This is a genomic window from Kitasatospora sp. UYEF31, from assembly GCF_057291755.1.
This window is the reverse complement of sequence record NZ_JBXAWK010000036.1, coordinates 23,272-40,026: the sequence shown is the minus strand read 5'-3', so window position 1 is coordinate 40,026 and position 16,755 is coordinate 23,272. Positions and strand designations below refer to the sequence as shown.

Below are 16,755 nucleotides of genomic sequence, written 5' to 3'. Positions count from 1 at the left end.
AAAAGCAGGGTCCTGCCGGGGTGGTGCCCGCAGCGGCCGGAGCCAGGGGTTCCCGGACCCCGGGTGAAGAGAGCGTACGGGTGAGGACAAAGCACTGCGGGGCACGGGAGGACTTTCCCTCCCGCGCCCCGCAGCCGGCTGTCAGCGGCTAGCCCCCGAAGAGTCCGCCGGTGGTCCGGTTCGTCGTGGCGTCGTCCCGGTGCGTTCTGCCGTGGCTGTTGCCGTTGGCGGCGTCAGTGCCGCTGTTCCCCGACGTCGCGGGTGGCCCGCTCGATGAGGGGGGCTTACTCGAGCCGCCGTTGCCGCCACCGATTATTCCGCCCCAGCTGTTCCCACCGGTGCTGGTGGAAGTGCTGGTGCTGGTGCTGGTGCTGGTGCTGGTGCTGGTCGCGCTGGTCCCGGCCGTGTCCGTGGGCTTCAGGGAAGTCGCCGGGGCGGTCGGCGTCTGGCTGGTGGGTGCCGACTGTGTGGACGAAGGGCTCGTGGACAGCGGGGCCGACGGGGTCACGTTGGAGGCGTTCTGCGGGTCCCCGAGGTCCCTGGGCTTGGTGAAGTCCTGCTTCTGCACACCATCCAGCGCGGCCTTCATGTACTCGGTCCAGACCGCCGCCGGGAGGTCACCACCGTGCAGTGAGTCGTTGCCTGCCACGCCGGACATCGAAAGTTTGGCGTGTGACACCGGGTCTTCACGGAACAGCCCGACGGCTGTCGCCAGGTTCGGGGTGTAACCGACGAACCAGGCGGATTTGTTCTCGTTGGTCGTACCCGTCTTGCCCGCCGCGGGACGGCCCAAGGCCTGCGCCTTCTTACCGGTGCCGTTCGTCACGACACTCTGCAGCACGTCGTTGACGGTGTCCGCGACGTTCTCGTCGAAGACCTTCGCCACCTCCCGCGCGGGTAGTTCGATCTTGTTTCCCTCGTGCTTCAGTTCCTTGATGAAGTACGGGTCCGCGTGCTTGCCCCGCGCCGCGAAGGTCGCGTACGCCTCGGCCATGTCCAGGGCGCTGGGCTGGCTGACGCCCAGCGCGATCGTCGGAGTGGCGTCGAAGTCCGCTTTCAGGTCCGGGATTCCCGCGTCCATCGCGGTCTTCTTCACCTTCACCGGGTCGACGTCGGCGGCGAGTTGGAGGAACACCGAGTTGACCGACCGCTCCATCGCCGTGCGGAGGGTGATCGGCCCGTAAGGCCTTTTCCCTTCGTTACCCGCGATGTAGACCTTGCCGTTGCTGTCCTTGTACGGCTGCCCGTTTGGCATGATGATCGGGATGTTGCTGTCGCCGTTGTAGATGCTCTCCGGCGGGATCGGCTTCCCCGCCTTGCCGTCCCGCAGCGCCGTGGCCAGTACGAACGCCTTGAACGTCGAGCCGACCTGGACATCCTGCCGGGTGGCGTCGTTCAGCTCCTGCTTGAGGAAGTCGGGACCGCCGTACAGTGCCACCACCGCGCCGTCCCCCGGCACCACCGAAGCGACCCCGGTGCGCATGTACCTGTCCGCGTCGCGCTTCTCCGGATCAAGCTGTGACGTCAGCTTCTGCTCGACCGCCGCGACCGCCGCGTCCTGCTTCGGCTTGTCGAAGGTCGTGACGATCTTGTAGCCGCCGGCCGTCAGCGCCGCCTCGTCCACCAGCTTGTTCTTCTTGAGGTAGTTGTCCGCCACCTCCATCAGATAGCCGGCCTGGCCCGCCTTGTTGGCGGCGGGCATCGGCTTGATCGGCTGCGGGAACTTGGTGGCGTCGGCGGTCGCCTTGTCCAGCCAGCCCTCCTTCACCATGCGGTTCAGCACAGTGCGCCACTTGGCTTCGATCTGCGGCCGGCGGCTCTCGTAGACGTACCAGTCGTTGATGCCCGGCGCGTTCAGCAGAGTCGCCATGTAGGCACCCTCCGCGACGTTCAGGTCCTTGGCGTCCTTGTTGTAGTACGCCTTGGCGGCGGCCTGGATGCCGCTCACCCGTCGGCCGTAGAAGATCGTGTTCAGGTAGCCGGCGAGGAGGTCGTCCTTGGTCATCTGCCGGTCGATCTTGACCGCGATGAACATCTCCTTGAACTTCCGCGTGAAGCTCTGGTCCGCGGTCAGGTAGTAGTTCTTCACGTACTGCTGAGTGATCGTCGAGCCACCCTGGGTCTCCTGGCCCTTGGCCATGTTGACCACCGCTCGGGTCAGCCCCTTGGGTGAGACACCGGAGTCGGTGTAGAAGGTGGCGTTCTCCGCCGCGAGCACGGCCTGCTGGACCGGCTTGGGGATCTGGTCCAGGCCGACGACCTGCCGGTTCACCGCGCCGCTGCGGCCCAGCTCGGTCTTGCCGTCCGCGTAGTAGTAAACATTCGACTGGGACTTCACACCGGCATTCGGGTCCGGGATCTTGACCATCGAATACGCGACGCCGACCGCACCGACGATCATCCCGACGAACAGCACGAACATCGCCAGGATCTGCTTGAACGACGGAAGCCAGCGACGCACACCCCGCTTGCCGGCGCGCGGGTAGTCGATGAACCGCTTCTTGACCGGACGACCGTTGCCACCCCGGCCCCGGCCGGGACCGCTGTTCAGCCCGCCCGGCCGGTCGGCCCCTCCTGGCGGTGTGCCCCCGCCCGGCGGGGTACCCCCGCCCCGGCGGCCGCCGCCTGAACCGCGGCCTCCGCCACCGCCCCGCTGGGTCTGCCGGGCCCCGGTCCTGGACATGGGTTGCGGCGCCTCCGCGCCGAAGGCGCGTGGCGCTCCGTCACCGGGAGTCCGTCGATCACCCCCGGGCGGTGTGTCGCGCCCCTGGGCACTCGGGTCCTGTGACTGTCTGCGGCGGTGCTCACTCATCGACTGGCTTCTCCTCGGCCGCACGACGGGGACGTGCCGCGCGGAGATCATGGCTCTCCGCTCCCCAGGACATCCCGACGTGCGATTCGGTTCCGCGGGGACCGCTCGGGCGCTTACGACATTCCGCTGTCCGTGGGTCCGGTCGCGTCCCGATGCACAACATGGCGGTCCACACTACGCGGACGATCGCGCAGCCTTTCCCACCTGTACGGAACTTCAATCTCGTACGGGTGACTCGACATACCGCCGTCGGCGACAACAGGGAAGGCCATCCTGGCCGCTGTGATCTTCTTCACCGCCGACACAAACGGACAAAACCGACTCACACCTTGCGTTGATATGACGGCGCGACATATCGTCCTGATGTATCGGCCCGATACATCGCATCGAGATATCGTGCGTACAAGGACTGAAGACCCGCCGGTGACGGTACTGCAGGGCGTGACGACGACCTGCAACCGGCCCCGGACCAAAGACTTGGAAGGAGGTCTCCTGTGAGTAGGCGCGGTGGTGTTCTCGAATTCGCCGTCCTCGGCCTGCTGCACGAGACTCCGATGCACGGCTACGAGCTGCGTAAACGGCTCAACACCGTGCTTGGTTCCTTCCGCGTCCTGTCGTACGGCACTCTCTACCCCTGTTTGAAGGCCCTGCTGTTGCGGGGCTGGATCGCCGAGGAAGAGGACGCCGAAGCGGCAGCGGCGCTGGCCGGCAGCAGACGGTCCAAGATCGTCTACAAGCTGACCGCTGTAGGCAAAGAGCAATTCCAAGAACTGCTGTCTCAGTCCGGGCCCTCAGCCTGGGAGGACGACAACTTCGGCGTGCACTTCGCCTTCTTCGGCCGCACCGACGCCGAGGTGCGCATGCGCATCCTCGAGGGTCGCCGCAGCCGACTCGAGGAACGTCTCGAGCGGATCCGGACTTCACTCTCCCGGACCCGGGAGCGGCTCGACGATTACACCCTCGAGCTGCAGCGGCACGGACTCGAGTCGGTCGAGCGCGAAGTGCGCTGGCTCAACGAGTTGATCAACGCCGAACGGCACGCCGGGGATCCGTCCCCGGGCGGTGCGGCCGGTGGTACCGGAGGCGGTACGGGAAAGTCGGGTTCACCCGACGACCCCGAAGCCTCCGGCACGGGGGTTCGGTGACCTGCGGTCCCTCAACGGACCCCGCAGTGACCCGGAAGATGCAAACAACTCAGGACGTGGCCGGAACGACCCGTCCGAAGCAACCAGTTGGCTGTCTCGAAAGAGGCGCCAATGAGCACACAGGGAGCAACTGGAATGGGTTCGGTTCGCGTAGCCATCGTCGGAGTGGGCAACTGCGCCGCCTCGCTGGTCCAGGGCGTCGAGTACTACAAGGACGCCGACCCGAACAGCCGCGTGCCCGGTCTCATGCACGTGCAGTTCGGTGATTACCACGTCCGCGACATCGAGTTCGTCGCCGCGTTCGACGTGGACGCCAAGAAGGTCGGCTTCGACCTGGCGGACGCCATCGGCGCCAGCGAGAACAACACCATCAAGATCTGCGACGTGCCGCTGACCGGCATCACCGTCCAGCGTGGCCACACCCTCGACGGCCTGGGCAAGTACTACCTCCAGACCATCGAGCAGTCCACCGAAGACGCCGTGGACATCGTCAAGGCCCTCAAGGACACCAAGGCCGATGTGCTCGTGTGCTACCTGCCGGTGGGCTCTGAAGCCGCCGCCAAGTTCTACGCACAGTGCGCCATCGACGCCAAGGTCGCGTTCGTCAACGCCCTCCCGGTCTTCATTGCCGGCACCAAGGAGTGGGCGGACAAGTTCACCGAGGCCGGCGTGCCGATCATCGGCGACGACATCAAGTCCCAGGTCGGCGCGACCATCACGCACCGCGTGCTGGCGAAGCTGTTCGAAGACCGCGGTGTGCTCCTCGAGCGCACCATGCAGCTGAACGTCGGCGGCAACATGGACTTCATGAACATGCTCGAGCGTGAGCGCCTGGAGTCCAAGAAGATCTCGAAGACGCAGGCTGTCACCTCGCAGGTCGACCGTGACCTGGGTGCCAACAACGTGCACATCGGCCCGTCCGACTACGTCGCGTGGCTCGACGACCGCAAGTGGGCGTACGTCCGCCTTGAGGGCAAGGCCTTCGGCGACGTCCCGCTGAACCTCGAGTACAAGCTTGAGGTCTGGGACTCCCCGAACTCGGCCGGTGTCATCATCGACGCCGTCCGCGCCGCGAAGATCGCCCTCGACCGGGGCATCGGTGGCCCGATCCTCTCGGCGAGCAGCTACTTCATGAAGTCTCCCCCCGTGCAGTACTTCGACGACGCGGCGCGGGACAGCGTCGAGGCGTTCATCAAGGGCGAGGTCGAGCGCTGAGCAAAACCCCTTCTGACCTGCATTTATTGAAGCAGGAGCAGGGAGTTTAGCTACTTCACAACGTGCCACCGACGCATTAGTTGCGTCGGGGGCACGTTGTTTTGCGTGGGGCTTCGAGGTTTCTTTCTGCTCTCCCATCACATGATCACTCCCAGATTTCTCCCACTGGAGTGGCCCTACGACCAACGCGCCGGGGACCTCGACCAACGAGCGGACGGGCCACAACTAGGCCGTGTGGGGTACGCCACACAGTCGCCCGTAGGCAGAACGCGCTCCCTATCGTGTGGATCACGCACACGCTGGGGGGATTTAAATGGGTGCCGATGAATCGTTGTCGACAAAGGAACTGTCGACAGAACAGCTGATCGTTTCGTCGCGAGGCTCGCACGATTACTTGACCATGTTCGGCATTGCTGACCTGGACGATCTCGCTGGACTGCACATCCTCGACTGCCCCGGGGGTGCCGCCGCTTTCGCCAGTGCCGCAGCTGCCGCCGGCGCCGATGTCACCGCCGTCGACCGTGTCCATTCACGGGTACGCGGGTTCGGGAGCCGCCTGACGGGCCGGTAGGTTGATCCGCGTGTCGCAGCAGCCGTCGTACGCGTACCTGGCCGCGCTGGTCGCCTCTCAGGCCCGCGTGATCGACGAGCTGCGCGCACTGGCGGTGGAGCAAGAGAAGGCCATCGTCGGCCTGCGGTTGGAAGTCGCGGAGTTGAAGCGGCAGTTGGGCCGGGACTCCACAAATTCAGGCCAGCCGTCCTCGAAGGACTCGATCGCGGCCAAAGCCAAGAAGCGGGCGGACCTGTCCTCGCGGGAGCGTTCCAAGGAGCGTAAGCCCGGCGGGCAAACAGGCCATAAGGGCGCACGGCTGGAGCCCACTGAGAAGCCGGACCGCACCGAGGCGCTCTGTGCCCCCATCGACTGCGGGAACCGCGGAAACAACCTCGTGGACGCCCGCGAACTGGCGGACACCTGGGCCCAGGTGTGGGACACCTTGCCGGTCATCGTGGAGAAGGTCGCCTACCACCTGCCCCGTCGGCGTTGCGGATGCGGGCACATCACCACCGCGACGGTGCCGGGCGGGCGGGACAGTCTGGACGTGAAGCTGCTGGAGGACCTGCGGGCCCGCTACGACATGGCGGTGGACTGGGGGAAGACGACCAATCGGCTGCGGGACTGGGACAAGGCGGGCAACCATCCCGGCTACCGGTTGGCGGCTCGGTTGAAGGACAAGGCCGAGCAGGTCTGGCTGTTCACCCGGAACTTCGCGGTCCCCTGGACCAACAACCCCAGCGAACAGGCGCTTCGAGGGCCGAAACGGCGTCAAGCCGTCTCGGGGTACTGGCACACACCCAAAACGCTGGGCGCCTACTTGCGGGTCCGCTCCTACCTCGTCAGCGCGCGCGGTCATGGCATCACGCCGCTGACTGCCATCCACCGTGCCCTGAACGGGAACCCCTGGCTACCCGCGACAACGTAGCCCCCGTGAATGGACACAGCGGCAGCGGGTCCGTATCGGACCGTTCGCAGGATGCGTCACGGCAGGTAGTCGTCTTCCTTGCACGGGCCCTCTACGTGGTGGCGTTCGATCTCAGTCGGGCTGCCGGGGGTGTGCTCGGTTTTCCCCGCATTGGTTGTGACCATTCGGAGCTCGCGCAGGTCGCGAAGCATGGCGTACCCGGACAGCCAGGTCGCGTCCTCGAGGTGGCTGTGCTTCGTAGGAGTACCCATATGTTCCACGGCGCCTCCATGCGAAGCGGGATATAACTGCTTTCGGGCAATCCCTTGACAACCCCATGCCGCTCATGGGTGGAGGGCCGTACGGTGGAAAGCGGAGACCCCACACCAACGAATCCCCCTCGGGAGCGCACGTGGACACCACCGAGCACACCACCATCGGCCAACGGGTCGGCGCGATCCGCAAACGCCGGGACATGTCCCGCGCCGACCTGGCGGCAGCCGTCGACCGGTCACCGGACTGGATGAAGTCCGTCGAACTGGGCCGCCGCCAGCTTGACCGGTACTCCCTGATCGCGGGCCTGGCCGCCGCGCTGAGCGTCGCCCCCGGCGAACTGACCGGCACCCCGCTGCCGCACGGCACGCCTGTAGCCGAAGGCATACGTCGTGGTCACGACACCATCGCAGCAATCCGCCGTGCGCTACTGCGCGGCCAGCTCTCCGGAGGCACCGCTGACCGGCCCTACCCGATCGACCAGATCCGGCACAGTGCCCGCGAAGCCCACCGCCTGTGTCGGCATGGGCAGTACGGCGAACTCGGCCTAGTACTCCCCGGGTTGCTCGACAGCGCCGCCCAAACAGCGGGGACGAGCCGGAGCCCTGAGGCCGAGACGGCGTACGGACTCCTGAGCGGCGTCCGTAACCACACAGCCATGATGCTGAAGAAACTTGGGCACGTGGACCTGGCGGCCATCGCCGCCCAGCAGGCTCTGACGGCGGCCGACCACTGCGGCGACCCGCTGATGACGGTGGCCGCACAATGGACCCTCAGCGAGGTCTACTTCACCGCCGGTGCGCTCACCGAGGGCCTGACCCTGGTCGGCTCCGTCCTGGACAGCCTCGACGGATCACTCGGCGACGACCCGGCGGCCTGGTCGCTGTGGGGCACCTTGCACCTGGTCGCCGCGACGGGCGCGGCACAGCGGTGCGAACGCGCCGACAGTATGGGGCACCTGGCCGAAGCCCGCCGCGCCGCGGACCGTACGGGGGAGCGGGACGACTACGCCACCTGCTTCGGCGGTGCCAACGTCGCTCTGAACGCGGCGTCCGCCGGCCTGGAGATGGGCGACGGCATGGGGGCGCTGACCGTCACCGCTGGCGTGGACTTCACCGTGCTGCCAAAAGAACGTAAGGCCCGGCACCTGATCGACGTGGCCCGTGCCCACGCGCAGGCCAAGGACGACAAGGCGTCGATGGAGGCGTTGATGGACGCCGATCGCCTGGCACCGGAGTACGTACACGCGCACGTGATGGCCCGCGAGCTGGTCGGTGCGGCGTTGGAAAGGGAGAAGGCCAGCAGTCGGGAGCCAGTGCGGATCATGGCGCGACGGATCGGGATCGCCGCCTGAGCTGACGGAAAAAATCTTCGCCCCGGGTACACGGAGTACCCGGGGCACCGTCATGCCAGGAGGACGCTGAGGATTCGTCAGCAACCGCACCCACCGCATCTGGGAGGGCATCATGCCCCGGCCGTCTGCACCTGTCCGACCCGTTGCGCTTGTGAACGGGGGGCTGCGGGCGGTGGCCATACGCAGGGACCTCGCGGTGTGGGAGATGCCGCAGGACCCGGCACTGATCAGTGTGGTGCGCCGGGTGGTCGAGGAGCGGCTGCGGGTGTGGGCGGTGCCGGAAGACACGCGGGACGTGCTCGTCTTGGTGGCCTCCGAGTTGGCGACGAACTCCGTCCGGCACGCCGGTTCGTGGTCCCGGGTCCGGGTGACCCTGGCCGTCGGTGACGTGCTCGTCTGCCTGAGGGTGGACGACGACGACCCTGAGCGAATGCCCAGGCTGATACCGGAGTTGGTCGACGAGGCGGATGACCCAGGGGAGTCCGGGCGCGGCTTGATGCTGATCGGCGCGCAGGTAAAGGCGCTGCGCGGAAGGGTGTTCACAGAGCGGTGCGACGACAGCAAAGGCATCGGAGTGTGCGTTCCCCGTTCTTGAGCGGTCCGGACGAGAAATTGATTCCCAAGCCATCAGCCCCACACCGGGTGGGGTCACCATCCCCAGGAGACTTCTGTGACCACCACGTTCGCGATGCAGCCTCGCCGCCCGTGGGGGCTGACCCGCCTGGCCCCGTACACCTGCGTCGACCAGGTCCCGGACCCCGGCACCATCCACATCGACCCGGTCACCCAGACCGCCGTCTACACCAACCCCGACGGGGACACCCTCCCCCTGGCCGGACACCGCAAGACCAAGCAGGGCACGGAGACAACAACCGTCCCGGCCGGGGGCGACGGCAAAGGGCCGCGCAAGCCCAACGACCACACGCAGGACGAAATCCAGAAAGACGACTGACATGGCCGACTCCCGCCCCGTCCTCGTGCTCACCGCCAAGGACGACACCACCGCCGACGACGTGATCACCGAACTGAACCGGCGGGACACCCCCGTGGTCCGGTTCGACCCCGGGCGTGACTTCCCCGGCGAGATCACCGTGTCGGCCTGGGTCGGGAGCGGCCCCGGATCCGGCCTGACCGGACTCCTGCGCACACCGTCCCGCATCGTGGACCTGTCCACGGTGCGGGCGGTGTACCGCCGCCGCCCCACCCCCTACGGCCACGCCTTCCGGGAACTCGACCCCATGGACGCCGCGTTCGCCACCGCCCAGGCCGCCGCCGGACTCGGCGGCATCCTCCGCTCGCTGCCCGGCGCGCTGTACGTCAACCACCCCGCGAATGAGCGGGAAGCCGAAAACAAGATCGCGCAACTTCAGGTCGCGCGGTCGGCGGGGATGCAGATCCCCGCCACCCTGGTCACCAACCGGCACACCGACGCTCAGGGGTTCCTCGCCGACGAACAGCGGCAGTTCATCTACAAGCCGCTACGCAGCACCCCGTACGCACGCGACAACCAAGCCCTGACCGTGTGGGCCGAAGACATCCACCTTCGGCAACTCACCCAGGACGTGGACGGCACCGGGCACCTGTTCCAGGAGCGCATCAAATCCAGCCGCGACGGCTGGGAGTTCGTCCGCACCACCGTCGTCGGCGACAACATCCTGTCCGTCCAGATCAGCACCGACCAACTCGACTGGCGACGCGACTACACCCGCAACACCTACCGGCGCACCACCACCCCGCCCGACACCGTCACCGCCCTCCACGCCTACCTGGCCCACTTCGGACTGGCGTACGGGGCATTCGACTTCGCCGTCCGCGAGGACGGACAGTGGGTCTTTTTGGAATGCAACCCCGGCGGCCAGTGGGGATGGCTGGCCGACGCCGTCAACCTGCCCGTCGCCACCGCCCTCGCCGACCTCCTCACCCAAGGAAGCCCCGAAAAATGAACCACATCGACGCCACGTTCGAAGCCCTGGCCAACGAACTGCGCCACACCCTGGCCGCCGCCCTGGTCGCCGACGGAGAACTCGACAGCGCGCCGCTGCGCCAGGCCGTCGAACAAGTGCCCCGGCACCTGTTCGTGCCGGCCTTCTTCCGCCGCACCACCGCCACCGGCCAGGACCGGTGGGAACCGGTGTCCGCCTCCCGTGGCGGACGGGTCCCGTGGCTGGAGGCCGCCTACCGCGACGAGACCCTGGTCACCCAGCTCGACAACAAGGTGATGCCCGGCCAGGTGACCGGCCCCGTGCCCGGGTACGCCACCTCGTCGTCCACCCTGCCGTCCCTGGTGGTCCGGATGATCCAGGACCTGGACCTGTCCCCCACCGACAAGGTCCTGCTGGTGGGCACCGGCACCGGCTACACCACCGCGCTGCTGTGCCACATGCTCGGCGACGCCGCCGTCACCACCATGGAAGTTGACAGCGGAGTCGCCGACCGCGCCGCCCACGCCCTGGACCGCGCGGGCTTCCACCCGATGCTGATCACCTATGACGGGCTCCAGGGCTGGCCCGGCCGCGGCCCGTACGACAAGATTATTGTCATGTGCTCCGTGCGGCACATCCCCCGACCCTGGCTGACCCAGGTCCGCCCCGGCGGCACCATCCTGGTCACACTCCAGGGCTGGGCGCAGGCCGCCAGCCTCATCCGCCTGACGGTCAACCCGGACGGATCCGCCGACGGCGACTTCCTCCCCGGGCTCGTCAGCTTCATGGCCGCCCGGCCGCACGCCGCCCCGCCCCTGCCCTACGACGTCACGGCACTGGTCGACGAGGTCAACGCCCAGCACTGGCACACCGACGTCGGCCCCGACATCGACGCCAGCCCGGACGCGGTGATGGTCGCCCAACTCGCCGCCCCCAACGCCCAGTGGACCGGCATCGCGATCGACGGCGGGCCGATGACCACCTACCTCATGGACACCGTCACCGGCTCCTGGGCGGCACTGCGCCCCCACCCCGACGGCGGATGGAACGTCACCCACGCGGGACCCGTCAACCTCTGGGGCCCCATCGCGCAGGACCTCCTCGCGTGGCGCAAAGCCGGATCGCCCCCCATGACGGAGTTCAAACTGCACATCAGCCCGCACGGCACCCAACGCGTCCGCGTCCCCGACACCGACCTGTCCTGGTACCTGCCCACCGACTGACTGAGGTACCGCGCTGATAGGGGCGCGCACGGGACATGTCCCGTGCGCGCCCCTATACGTTTGCCGCGTGGCTCTGATCCGTGACCTCAAGACCCTTGCCCGGCTGCGGGATTTCCGCAGGCTGCTGGCCACCCGCCTGTCCTCGCAGCTGTCCGACGGGGTCTTCCAGGTGGGGCTGGCCGGCTATGCCTTCTTCGCTCCTGAGAAGCAGACCTCAGCGGCCGACATCGCCGCTGCCTTCGCCGTGCTGCTGCTCCCGTACTCGATCATCGGTCCGTTCACCGGGGTGCTGCTCGACCGGTGGCGGCGGCGTCAGGTGCTCGTGTACTGCAACCTGCTGCGGGCCGCGCTGGTCGCGCTTACCGCCGTCCTGGTCCTCGCCGGTGCCCCCGCCGCGCTGTTCTACGTCTCCTGTCTGGCCGTCATGTCGGTGAACAGGTTCGTACTCGCCGGGCTTTCCGCCTCGCTCCCCCGCGTGGTCCCGGCCGCCGACCTGGTCACCGCCAACGCCGTTTCGCCCACCCTCGGCACGGTCGCCGCGACCGCCGGTGCGGGAATCTCCGTACTCGTGCACGGGCTTTTCCCGGAGGGTGCGGGGCGGACCGCCGCAGTGATCCTGCTCGCCGGGCTGCTCTACGCCGGTTCCGCGGCCATCGCCTCGACCATGGGCAAGGACCTCCTCGGCCCCGATCCGGAACTGACGGTGCCGCGACTGCGCTCGGCTGTCCGGTCGGTCGTCCGGGGGCTGGGTGCAGGGGCCGCGCATGTGTGGGGTCGCCGGTCCCCCGCGTACGCGCTGGCCGCGATCACCGCCATGCGCTTCTGCTACGGCGTCCTGGCGGTGATGACCGTCCTGCTGTGTCGGAGCAGTTTCAACGACCCGGCGGACACCGACGCCGGTCTGGCCACCCTCGGGCTGACCGTCGCGGTGTCCGGAGTGGGGTTCTTCGTCTCCGCCCTCATCAGCCCGTACGCCGTCACGCGGCTCGGGGTCGCCGGGTGGATCGTCTGCTGTGCCTTCCTCGGAGCTGTCGGCCAGTTGGCCTTCGGACTGCCGTTCGCCCTGGTCCCGCTGACGATCGGGGCGTTCCTCCTGGGTGTCGTGTCCCAGGGCGCGAAGATCGGCGTGGACACGATCGTCCAGACGAACGTGGACGACGCCTTCCGGGGCCGGGTGTTCTCGGTCTACGACGTCCTGTTCAATGTCGCTTTTGTCGCGGCTGGCGCGGTGGCCGCGCTGACCCTCCCCGACGACGGACGGTCACCCTCGGTGCTGACCGCGGCGGCCTTCGGATACGCGGCAACCGGGATCCTGTACGCCCTGGCGGCCCGACGGCACCCACCGCGGATTCCCTCTGTAGCCCCACTGGCACCACCCGCACCCGAGGCCCAGGAATTCAACGCGGAGAAAAGGACGTAGAAGTATGCCTCTGGACTATTTTGCTATGCGACCTGTGACGAACAACTAATTATTTGTTGATGTGTTGGCGCGCCGCGACTCCTATCCTCCGGTCTACACACCACCCCGCCAGCGCCGGAGTCCGTCATGACCACACCGCCACAAGGTCCTCAAGGACCGTACGGCCAGCCTCAGCCGTGGTCTCACGGACAGCAACATCCACAGCCGCAGCAAGGGTCCCCGCAGCGCGCCGGACAGCCGGTGCCCTACCGCGCGCCGGAACCGTTCCCGGAGCAGCAGCCGCCGACGTACACCCCCGCCTGGTCCCCCACCCCCGACCACGGGACCCCGATCGTCCGGGCACCCAAGCCCACGCCGCCCAGCGGCGCGGCCGCGGTCACGATGGGCGGCCACCGGCGGGCGGAGAAGGAAAAGGAGCCCGCCAGCGGCAGGGGCGTGATCATCAGCCTGATCGCCGTGCTGGTCCTGGGCCTGGCGGGGGCCGGCAGTTGGTGGTACCTCGGGCGCGACGACAACGTCGGCTCGCTTGTCCTGCGCGGTGACTGCCTCGCCGAGTTGTCCGGGTCCGACCCGAAGGGGGTGCCCTGCAGCAGCCCGGAGGCCAAGTACGTCATCGTGGACGTCGTCAAGAACACGGAGGACGTCGAGGTCTGCGGGGCGATCCCCGGCGCGGAGACGCCGATGGCCCGGACCCGCGGGGACGCCAGGGACATGCTCTGTATCGCGCGGCGGTGAACAGCCGCGGTTCCGGCCGTCCGGGATTCCGAACACGCAGGGGTCAGCTCCCGTAGCAGTTAGTTCGCGCAAATTTCCGTACGTGATCGAATTGATACCTGAATAGCCGTCATTTGGCTCACATCTGCCGCCGATTCGGCACATTCCGTCTGCGAAATGTCAGGTAAGCCCATTAGTGTGCACTCCAGATCGATCCTGTGAGTGCCACGTCCTGCCGTTCCGTACGGTCGCGCGCCGGGGTCGAACGTCCCCGAAACATGCGATGGAGCCGCGTTTCTTATGAGCAACCCCTTCGGCCAGGGCCAGCAGCCCGACCCGCAGACCCCCTACGGCCAGCAGCAGGGCGGAAGCCCTGCCCCGCAGCCGGGACAGCCGGGCCAGCAGTTCCCCGCGCAGGCGCCACAGGCACAGCCGAGCTGGAACCAGCCGGGCCAGCCCGGAATGCCCCCGCAGCCGGGCTACTACGGCGCCGCGCCGCAACCGCCGACCAGCGGTTTCAAGAAGTTCTTCAAGGTCGCCCGGATCGCCGTCCCGGCACTCATAGTGGTCGTCGGGGTACTCGCCTACTTCGGCTCGAAGAAGGACGACGCGACCAAGGCCAGCGTCGGCGACTGCGTCACCAACATGGCGAGCAAGAAAGACACCCCCAAGGTCGTCGGGTGCGAGAACCCCAAGGCCGCGTGGAAGGTGCTGCAGAAGTTCGACGACAGCTCAGACACCGGCAAGTGCGACACCAAAGAGCTGAACGACAAGGGTGCGATCGTCAGCCTCTACTGGGAGAGCGGCGGTAAGGGCGTCCTCTGCATGACCATCACGCCGCACACCGCACTGGCGGATCTGAAGAAGTTCGACTCGATCAACTTCGGCGGCTTCACCGACACGGAGTTCGCCGTGGCCAAGAAGGAGCTCCTCGCCAAGAGCGGCCAGTCCGCTTCCTGATCATCCGTACGCCGAAGGGCCCGCCACGACGGTTGTCGTGGCGGGCCCTTCGGCTGTGCGGACGGTCAGCCCTGCTGCTCCGCCCACCACTTGTTCAGCTCGGTGGCGGCCGTCTCCTCGTCCATCGGCCCGTGCTCCAGGCGCAGCTCAAGCATGTGTTTGTACGCTTCGCCGACCTGACGGCCCGGCGGGATGCCCAGGATGCGCATGATCTCGTTGCCGTCCAGGTCGGGGCGGATCGAGTTCAGCTCCTCTTGTTCCTGGAGCTCAGCGATCCGGTCCTCAAGGCCGTCGTACGAGCGCGCCAGCATGTTGGCCTTGCGCTTGTTGCGGGTGGTGCAGTCCGAACGGGTCAGTTTATGCAGCCGCTCAAGCAGTGGCCCGGCGTCGCGGACGTACCGCCGTACGGCCGAATCCGTCCAGTCACCGGTTCCGTACCCGTGGAAGCGCAGGTGCAGTTCCACGAGCGTGGTGACGTCGTCGGTGATGTCCTTCGGGTACTTCAACGCTTTCATCCGCTTGCGTGTCATGTGCGCGCCGACCACCTCGTGGTGGTGGAACGACACCCGGCCGTCCTCCTCGAAGCGGCGGGTGCGCGGCTTGCCGATGTCGTGCAGCAGCGCGGCGAGGCGCAGTGTCAGGTCAGGCCCGTCGCTCTCCAGTGCCATCGCCTGTTCGAGCACGGTGAGGGTGTGGTCGTACACGTCCTTGTGCCGGTGGTGCTCGTCCAGTTCAAGGCGCAGCTGGGGCAGTTCTGGGACGACCCGGTCGGCGAGGCCGGTGTCGACGAGCAGCCGCAGGCCCTTGCGCGGGTGCTCGGACAGGACGAGCTTGTTGAACTCGTCGCGGACCCGTTCGGCGGAGACGATCTCGATGCGTTCGGCCATGTCGGTCATCGCCGCGACGACTTCGGGCAGGACTTCGAAGTCGAGCTGGGCGGCGAACCGCGCGGCGCGCATCATCCGCAATGGGTCGTCGCTGAACGACATCTCGGGGGTTCCGGGGGTCCGGAGGATCCCGGCGGCCAGGTCTTCAAGGCCGCCGTACGGGTCGACGAAATGAACTCCGGGCAACTCGACGGCCATGGCGTTCACCGTGAAGTCACGCCGTACGAGATCGTCTTCGAGGTTGTCTCCGTAGGAGACCTCGGGCTTGCGGGAAGCCCGCTCGTAGGCCTCGGACCGGTAGGTCGTGACCTCGATCTGGAAGCTCAGGTCGGTGTCGCCGACCCGGGCGTCCTTCCGGCATCCGACGGTGCCGAAGGCGATCCCGACCTCCCAGACCGCGTCGGCCCACGGCCGCACGATTTTGAGGACCTGCTCGGGGCGGGCGTCGGTGGTCAGGTCGAGGTCGTTGCCCAGTCGGCCGAGCAGCGCGTCGCGGACCGGGCCGCCGACCAGCGCGAGCTTGTGACCGGCCTCCTGGAAGCGTCTCGCGAGGTCGTCGAGCACCGGGGCGACACGCAGCAGTTCGGTGACGGCACGGCGCTGCACCACGCTCAACGGCGTGGTGGTGGTCGCGGGGGTCGTCGGGGCGTCCGTCTCGGGTGAGTTCTTCGCGTTCGGCACGACGTATAAGCGTACGGGGCCTGAGCAGGAGTCTCGCGCGCATTAACCGTCGGGGGACTGTGCAGGTGGTTACGCTCAGCCAGGGGTGATCTTGTCGAGGTTGTTTCCCCGCCGCACATTAGGATCGAAGGATGCCTTCCGAGACCACTCCGCCACGGCGCGGTCGGTCATGGGGTCAGCCCCGCCCGGGGCCGCAGCCCGGGAGTGCGGTGAACCGGTCCGCGCAGCCCGTACGGCAGTCGCGGCTGATCTCCGTGGAGGAGTTCTCCGCCGGTGGCCTGGTGGTCGACCGGGTCACTTTGCGGGCGGCGCTGATCGCCCGCCGGGACCGGCGTGGAAAACTGCTGTGGTCCCTGCCCAAGGGCCACATCGAGGACGGTGAGTCCGCCGAACAGGCGGCGCTGCGCGAGGTGTGCGAGGAGACCGGCATCGTCGGCCGGGTGCTCGCGCCGCTCGGTGTGATCGACTACTGGTTCACCGCGCCGGACCGGCGCGTCCACAAGACTGTGCACCACTTTTTGATGGAAGCCTCCGGCGGAGCACTGTCGGACGAAGACGTCGAGGTCGAGGCGGTGGCCTGGGTCCCCCTCGGCGCGCTGCCCGCCCGGCTCGCGTACCCGGACGAGCGCCGACTCGTCCGGCGGGCGCCTGAGTTGCTGGCGAACACTGCATGAGGACAGGTCTCGGGG

15 protein-coding genes and 2 pseudogenes are annotated in these 16,755 nt (G+C 67.6%); 14 read left to right on the top strand and 3 right to left on the bottom strand.

From position 1 onward, the window contains the following. Positions 1–148 precede the first annotated feature (148 nt). Positions 149–2,683 (bottom strand): transglycosylase domain-containing protein, encoded by a 2,535-nt coding sequence (locus AC0Z36_RS18610; protein WP_485464056.1) that lies wholly within the window; start codon positions 2,681–2,683, stop codon positions 149–151. 623 nt (positions 2,684–3,306) lie between these two features. Between AC0Z36_RS18610 and AC0Z36_RS18605 the strand changes: the two genes are divergently transcribed. The 5 genes and pseudogenes from AC0Z36_RS18605 to AC0Z36_RS18585 form a co-directional block, all read left to right on the top strand. After that, positions 3,307–3,957: a PadR family transcriptional regulator gene (locus tag AC0Z36_RS18605; RefSeq protein WP_485464055.1), complete on the top strand. Its 651-nt coding sequence runs from the start codon at positions 3,307–3,309 to the stop codon at positions 3,955–3,957. A 135-nt stretch (positions 3,958–4,092) separates the two neighbouring features. After that, positions 4,093–5,172 carry an inositol-3-phosphate synthase gene (locus AC0Z36_RS18600; RefSeq protein WP_485464054.1) on the top strand — a complete coding sequence of 360 codons (1,080 nt, stop codon included), beginning with the start codon at positions 4,093–4,095 and terminating at the stop codon, positions 5,170–5,172. 313 nt (positions 5,173–5,485) lie between these two features. Further along, complete coding sequence (locus tag AC0Z36_RS18595) at positions 5,486–5,743, top strand: hypothetical protein (protein ID WP_485464053.1); 258 nt, start codon at positions 5,486–5,488, stop codon at positions 5,741–5,743. A gap of 10 nt (positions 5,744–5,753) precedes the next feature. Continuing rightward, positions 5,754–6,032: pseudogene (locus AC0Z36_RS18590) on the top strand (DUF6444 domain-containing protein); the annotation flags it as partial. 255 nt (positions 6,033–6,287) lie between these two features. Continuing rightward, positions 6,288–6,653, top strand: a pseudogene (locus AC0Z36_RS18585) (IS66-like element ISFsp11 family transposase); the annotation flags it as partial. 56 nt (positions 6,654–6,709) lie between these two features. Here the strand turns inward: AC0Z36_RS18585 and AC0Z36_RS18580 are convergent. Further along, positions 6,710–6,904 (bottom strand): hypothetical protein, encoded by a 195-nt coding sequence (locus AC0Z36_RS18580; RefSeq protein ID WP_485464052.1) that lies wholly within the window; start codon positions 6,902–6,904, stop codon positions 6,710–6,712. A 140-nt stretch (positions 6,905–7,044) separates the two neighbouring features. Between AC0Z36_RS18580 and AC0Z36_RS18575 the strand changes: the two genes are divergently transcribed. The 8 genes from AC0Z36_RS18575 to AC0Z36_RS18540 all read left to right on the top strand — a co-directional run bounded on the left by AC0Z36_RS18575 (position 7,045) and on the right by AC0Z36_RS18540 (position 14,498). Then, positions 7,045–8,259 carry a helix-turn-helix domain-containing protein gene (locus AC0Z36_RS18575; RefSeq protein WP_485464051.1) on the top strand — a complete coding sequence of 405 codons (1,215 nt, stop codon included), beginning with the start codon at positions 7,045–7,047 and terminating at the stop codon, positions 8,257–8,259. A 172-nt stretch (positions 8,260–8,431) separates the two neighbouring features. Continuing rightward, the gene (locus AC0Z36_RS18570; protein ID WP_485464050.1) at positions 8,432–8,854 is read left to right on the top strand and encodes an ATP-binding protein; all 423 of its coding nucleotides are present in this window, start codon (positions 8,432–8,434) and stop codon (positions 8,852–8,854) included. Between the two features lie 75 nt (positions 8,855–8,929). Further along, positions 8,930–9,211, top strand: a complete 282-nt coding sequence (tgmA, locus tag AC0Z36_RS18565; RefSeq protein WP_485464049.1) for a putative ATP-grasp-modified RiPP — start codon at positions 8,930–8,932, stop codon at positions 9,209–9,211. Between the two features lies 1 nt (position 9,212). Then, on the top strand, positions 9,213–10,202 hold the full coding sequence (locus AC0Z36_RS18560) for an MvdC/MvdD family ATP grasp protein (RefSeq protein ID WP_485464048.1): 990 nt from the start codon (positions 9,213–9,215) through the stop codon (positions 10,200–10,202). Continuing rightward, positions 10,199–11,404 carry an ATP-grasp peptide maturase system methyltransferase gene (tgmC, locus tag AC0Z36_RS18555; RefSeq protein WP_485464047.1) on the top strand — a complete coding sequence of 402 codons (1,206 nt, stop codon included), beginning with the start codon at positions 10,199–10,201 and terminating at the stop codon, positions 11,402–11,404. The genes AC0Z36_RS18560 and tgmC overlap by 4 nt, the downstream gene beginning before the upstream one ends. Positions 11,405–11,471: 67 nt before the next feature. Continuing rightward, positions 11,472–12,824, top strand: coding sequence for an MFS transporter (locus AC0Z36_RS18550; RefSeq protein ID WP_485464046.1), 1,353 nt, complete (start codon positions 11,472–11,474; stop codon positions 12,822–12,824). A 240-nt stretch (positions 12,825–13,064) separates the two neighbouring features. Continuing rightward, the gene (locus AC0Z36_RS18545; protein WP_485464045.1) at positions 13,065–13,559 is read left to right on the top strand and encodes an LppU/SCO3897 family protein; all 495 of its coding nucleotides are present in this window, start codon (positions 13,065–13,067) and stop codon (positions 13,557–13,559) included. Positions 13,560–13,838: 279 nt separating this feature from the next. Beyond that, positions 13,839–14,498: an LppU/SCO3897 family protein gene (locus AC0Z36_RS18540; protein ID WP_485464044.1), complete on the top strand. Its 660-nt coding sequence runs from the start codon at positions 13,839–13,841 to the stop codon at positions 14,496–14,498. 65 nt (positions 14,499–14,563) lie between these two features. Here the strand turns inward: AC0Z36_RS18540 and AC0Z36_RS18535 are convergent, their stop codons facing one another. Then, positions 14,564–16,066, bottom strand: a complete 1,503-nt coding sequence (locus tag AC0Z36_RS18535) for a CCA tRNA nucleotidyltransferase (protein WP_485464043.1) — start codon at positions 16,064–16,066, stop codon at positions 14,564–14,566. A gap of 209 nt (positions 16,067–16,275) precedes the next feature. On the opposite strand from AC0Z36_RS18535, the gene AC0Z36_RS18530 reads away from it, so the two are divergent. Further along, on the top strand, positions 16,276–16,740 hold the full coding sequence (locus tag AC0Z36_RS18530; RefSeq protein WP_485464042.1) for an NUDIX hydrolase: 465 nt from the start codon (positions 16,276–16,278) through the stop codon (positions 16,738–16,740). The last annotated feature ends 15 nt before the right edge of the window (positions 16,741–16,755 follow it).

Excerpts from the sequence above, each read along its gene's own strand:
- AC0Z36_RS18610 (WP_485464056.1), bottom strand. The coding sequence starts at position 2,683 with ATGTCCAGGACCGGGGCCCGGCAGACCCAGCGGGGCGGTGGCGGAGGC.
- AC0Z36_RS18600 (WP_485464054.1), top strand. The coding sequence starts at position 4,093 with ATGGGTTCGGTTCGCGTAGCCATCGTCGGAGTGGGCAACTGCGCCGCC.
- AC0Z36_RS18595 (WP_485464053.1), top strand. The coding sequence starts at position 5,486 with ATGGGTGCCGATGAATCGTTGTCGACAAAGGAACTGTCGACAGAACAG.
- AC0Z36_RS18580 (WP_485464052.1), bottom strand. The coding sequence starts at position 6,904 with ATGGGTACTCCTACGAAGCACAGCCACCTCGAGGACGCGACCTGGCTG.
- AC0Z36_RS18560 (WP_485464048.1), top strand. The coding sequence starts at position 9,213 with ATGGCCGACTCCCGCCCCGTCCTCGTGCTCACCGCCAAGGACGACACC.
- tgmC (WP_485464047.1), top strand. The coding sequence starts at position 10,199 with ATGAACCACATCGACGCCACGTTCGAAGCCCTGGCCAACGAACTGCGC.
- AC0Z36_RS18540 (WP_485464044.1), top strand. The coding sequence starts at position 13,839 with ATGAGCAACCCCTTCGGCCAGGGCCAGCAGCCCGACCCGCAGACCCCC.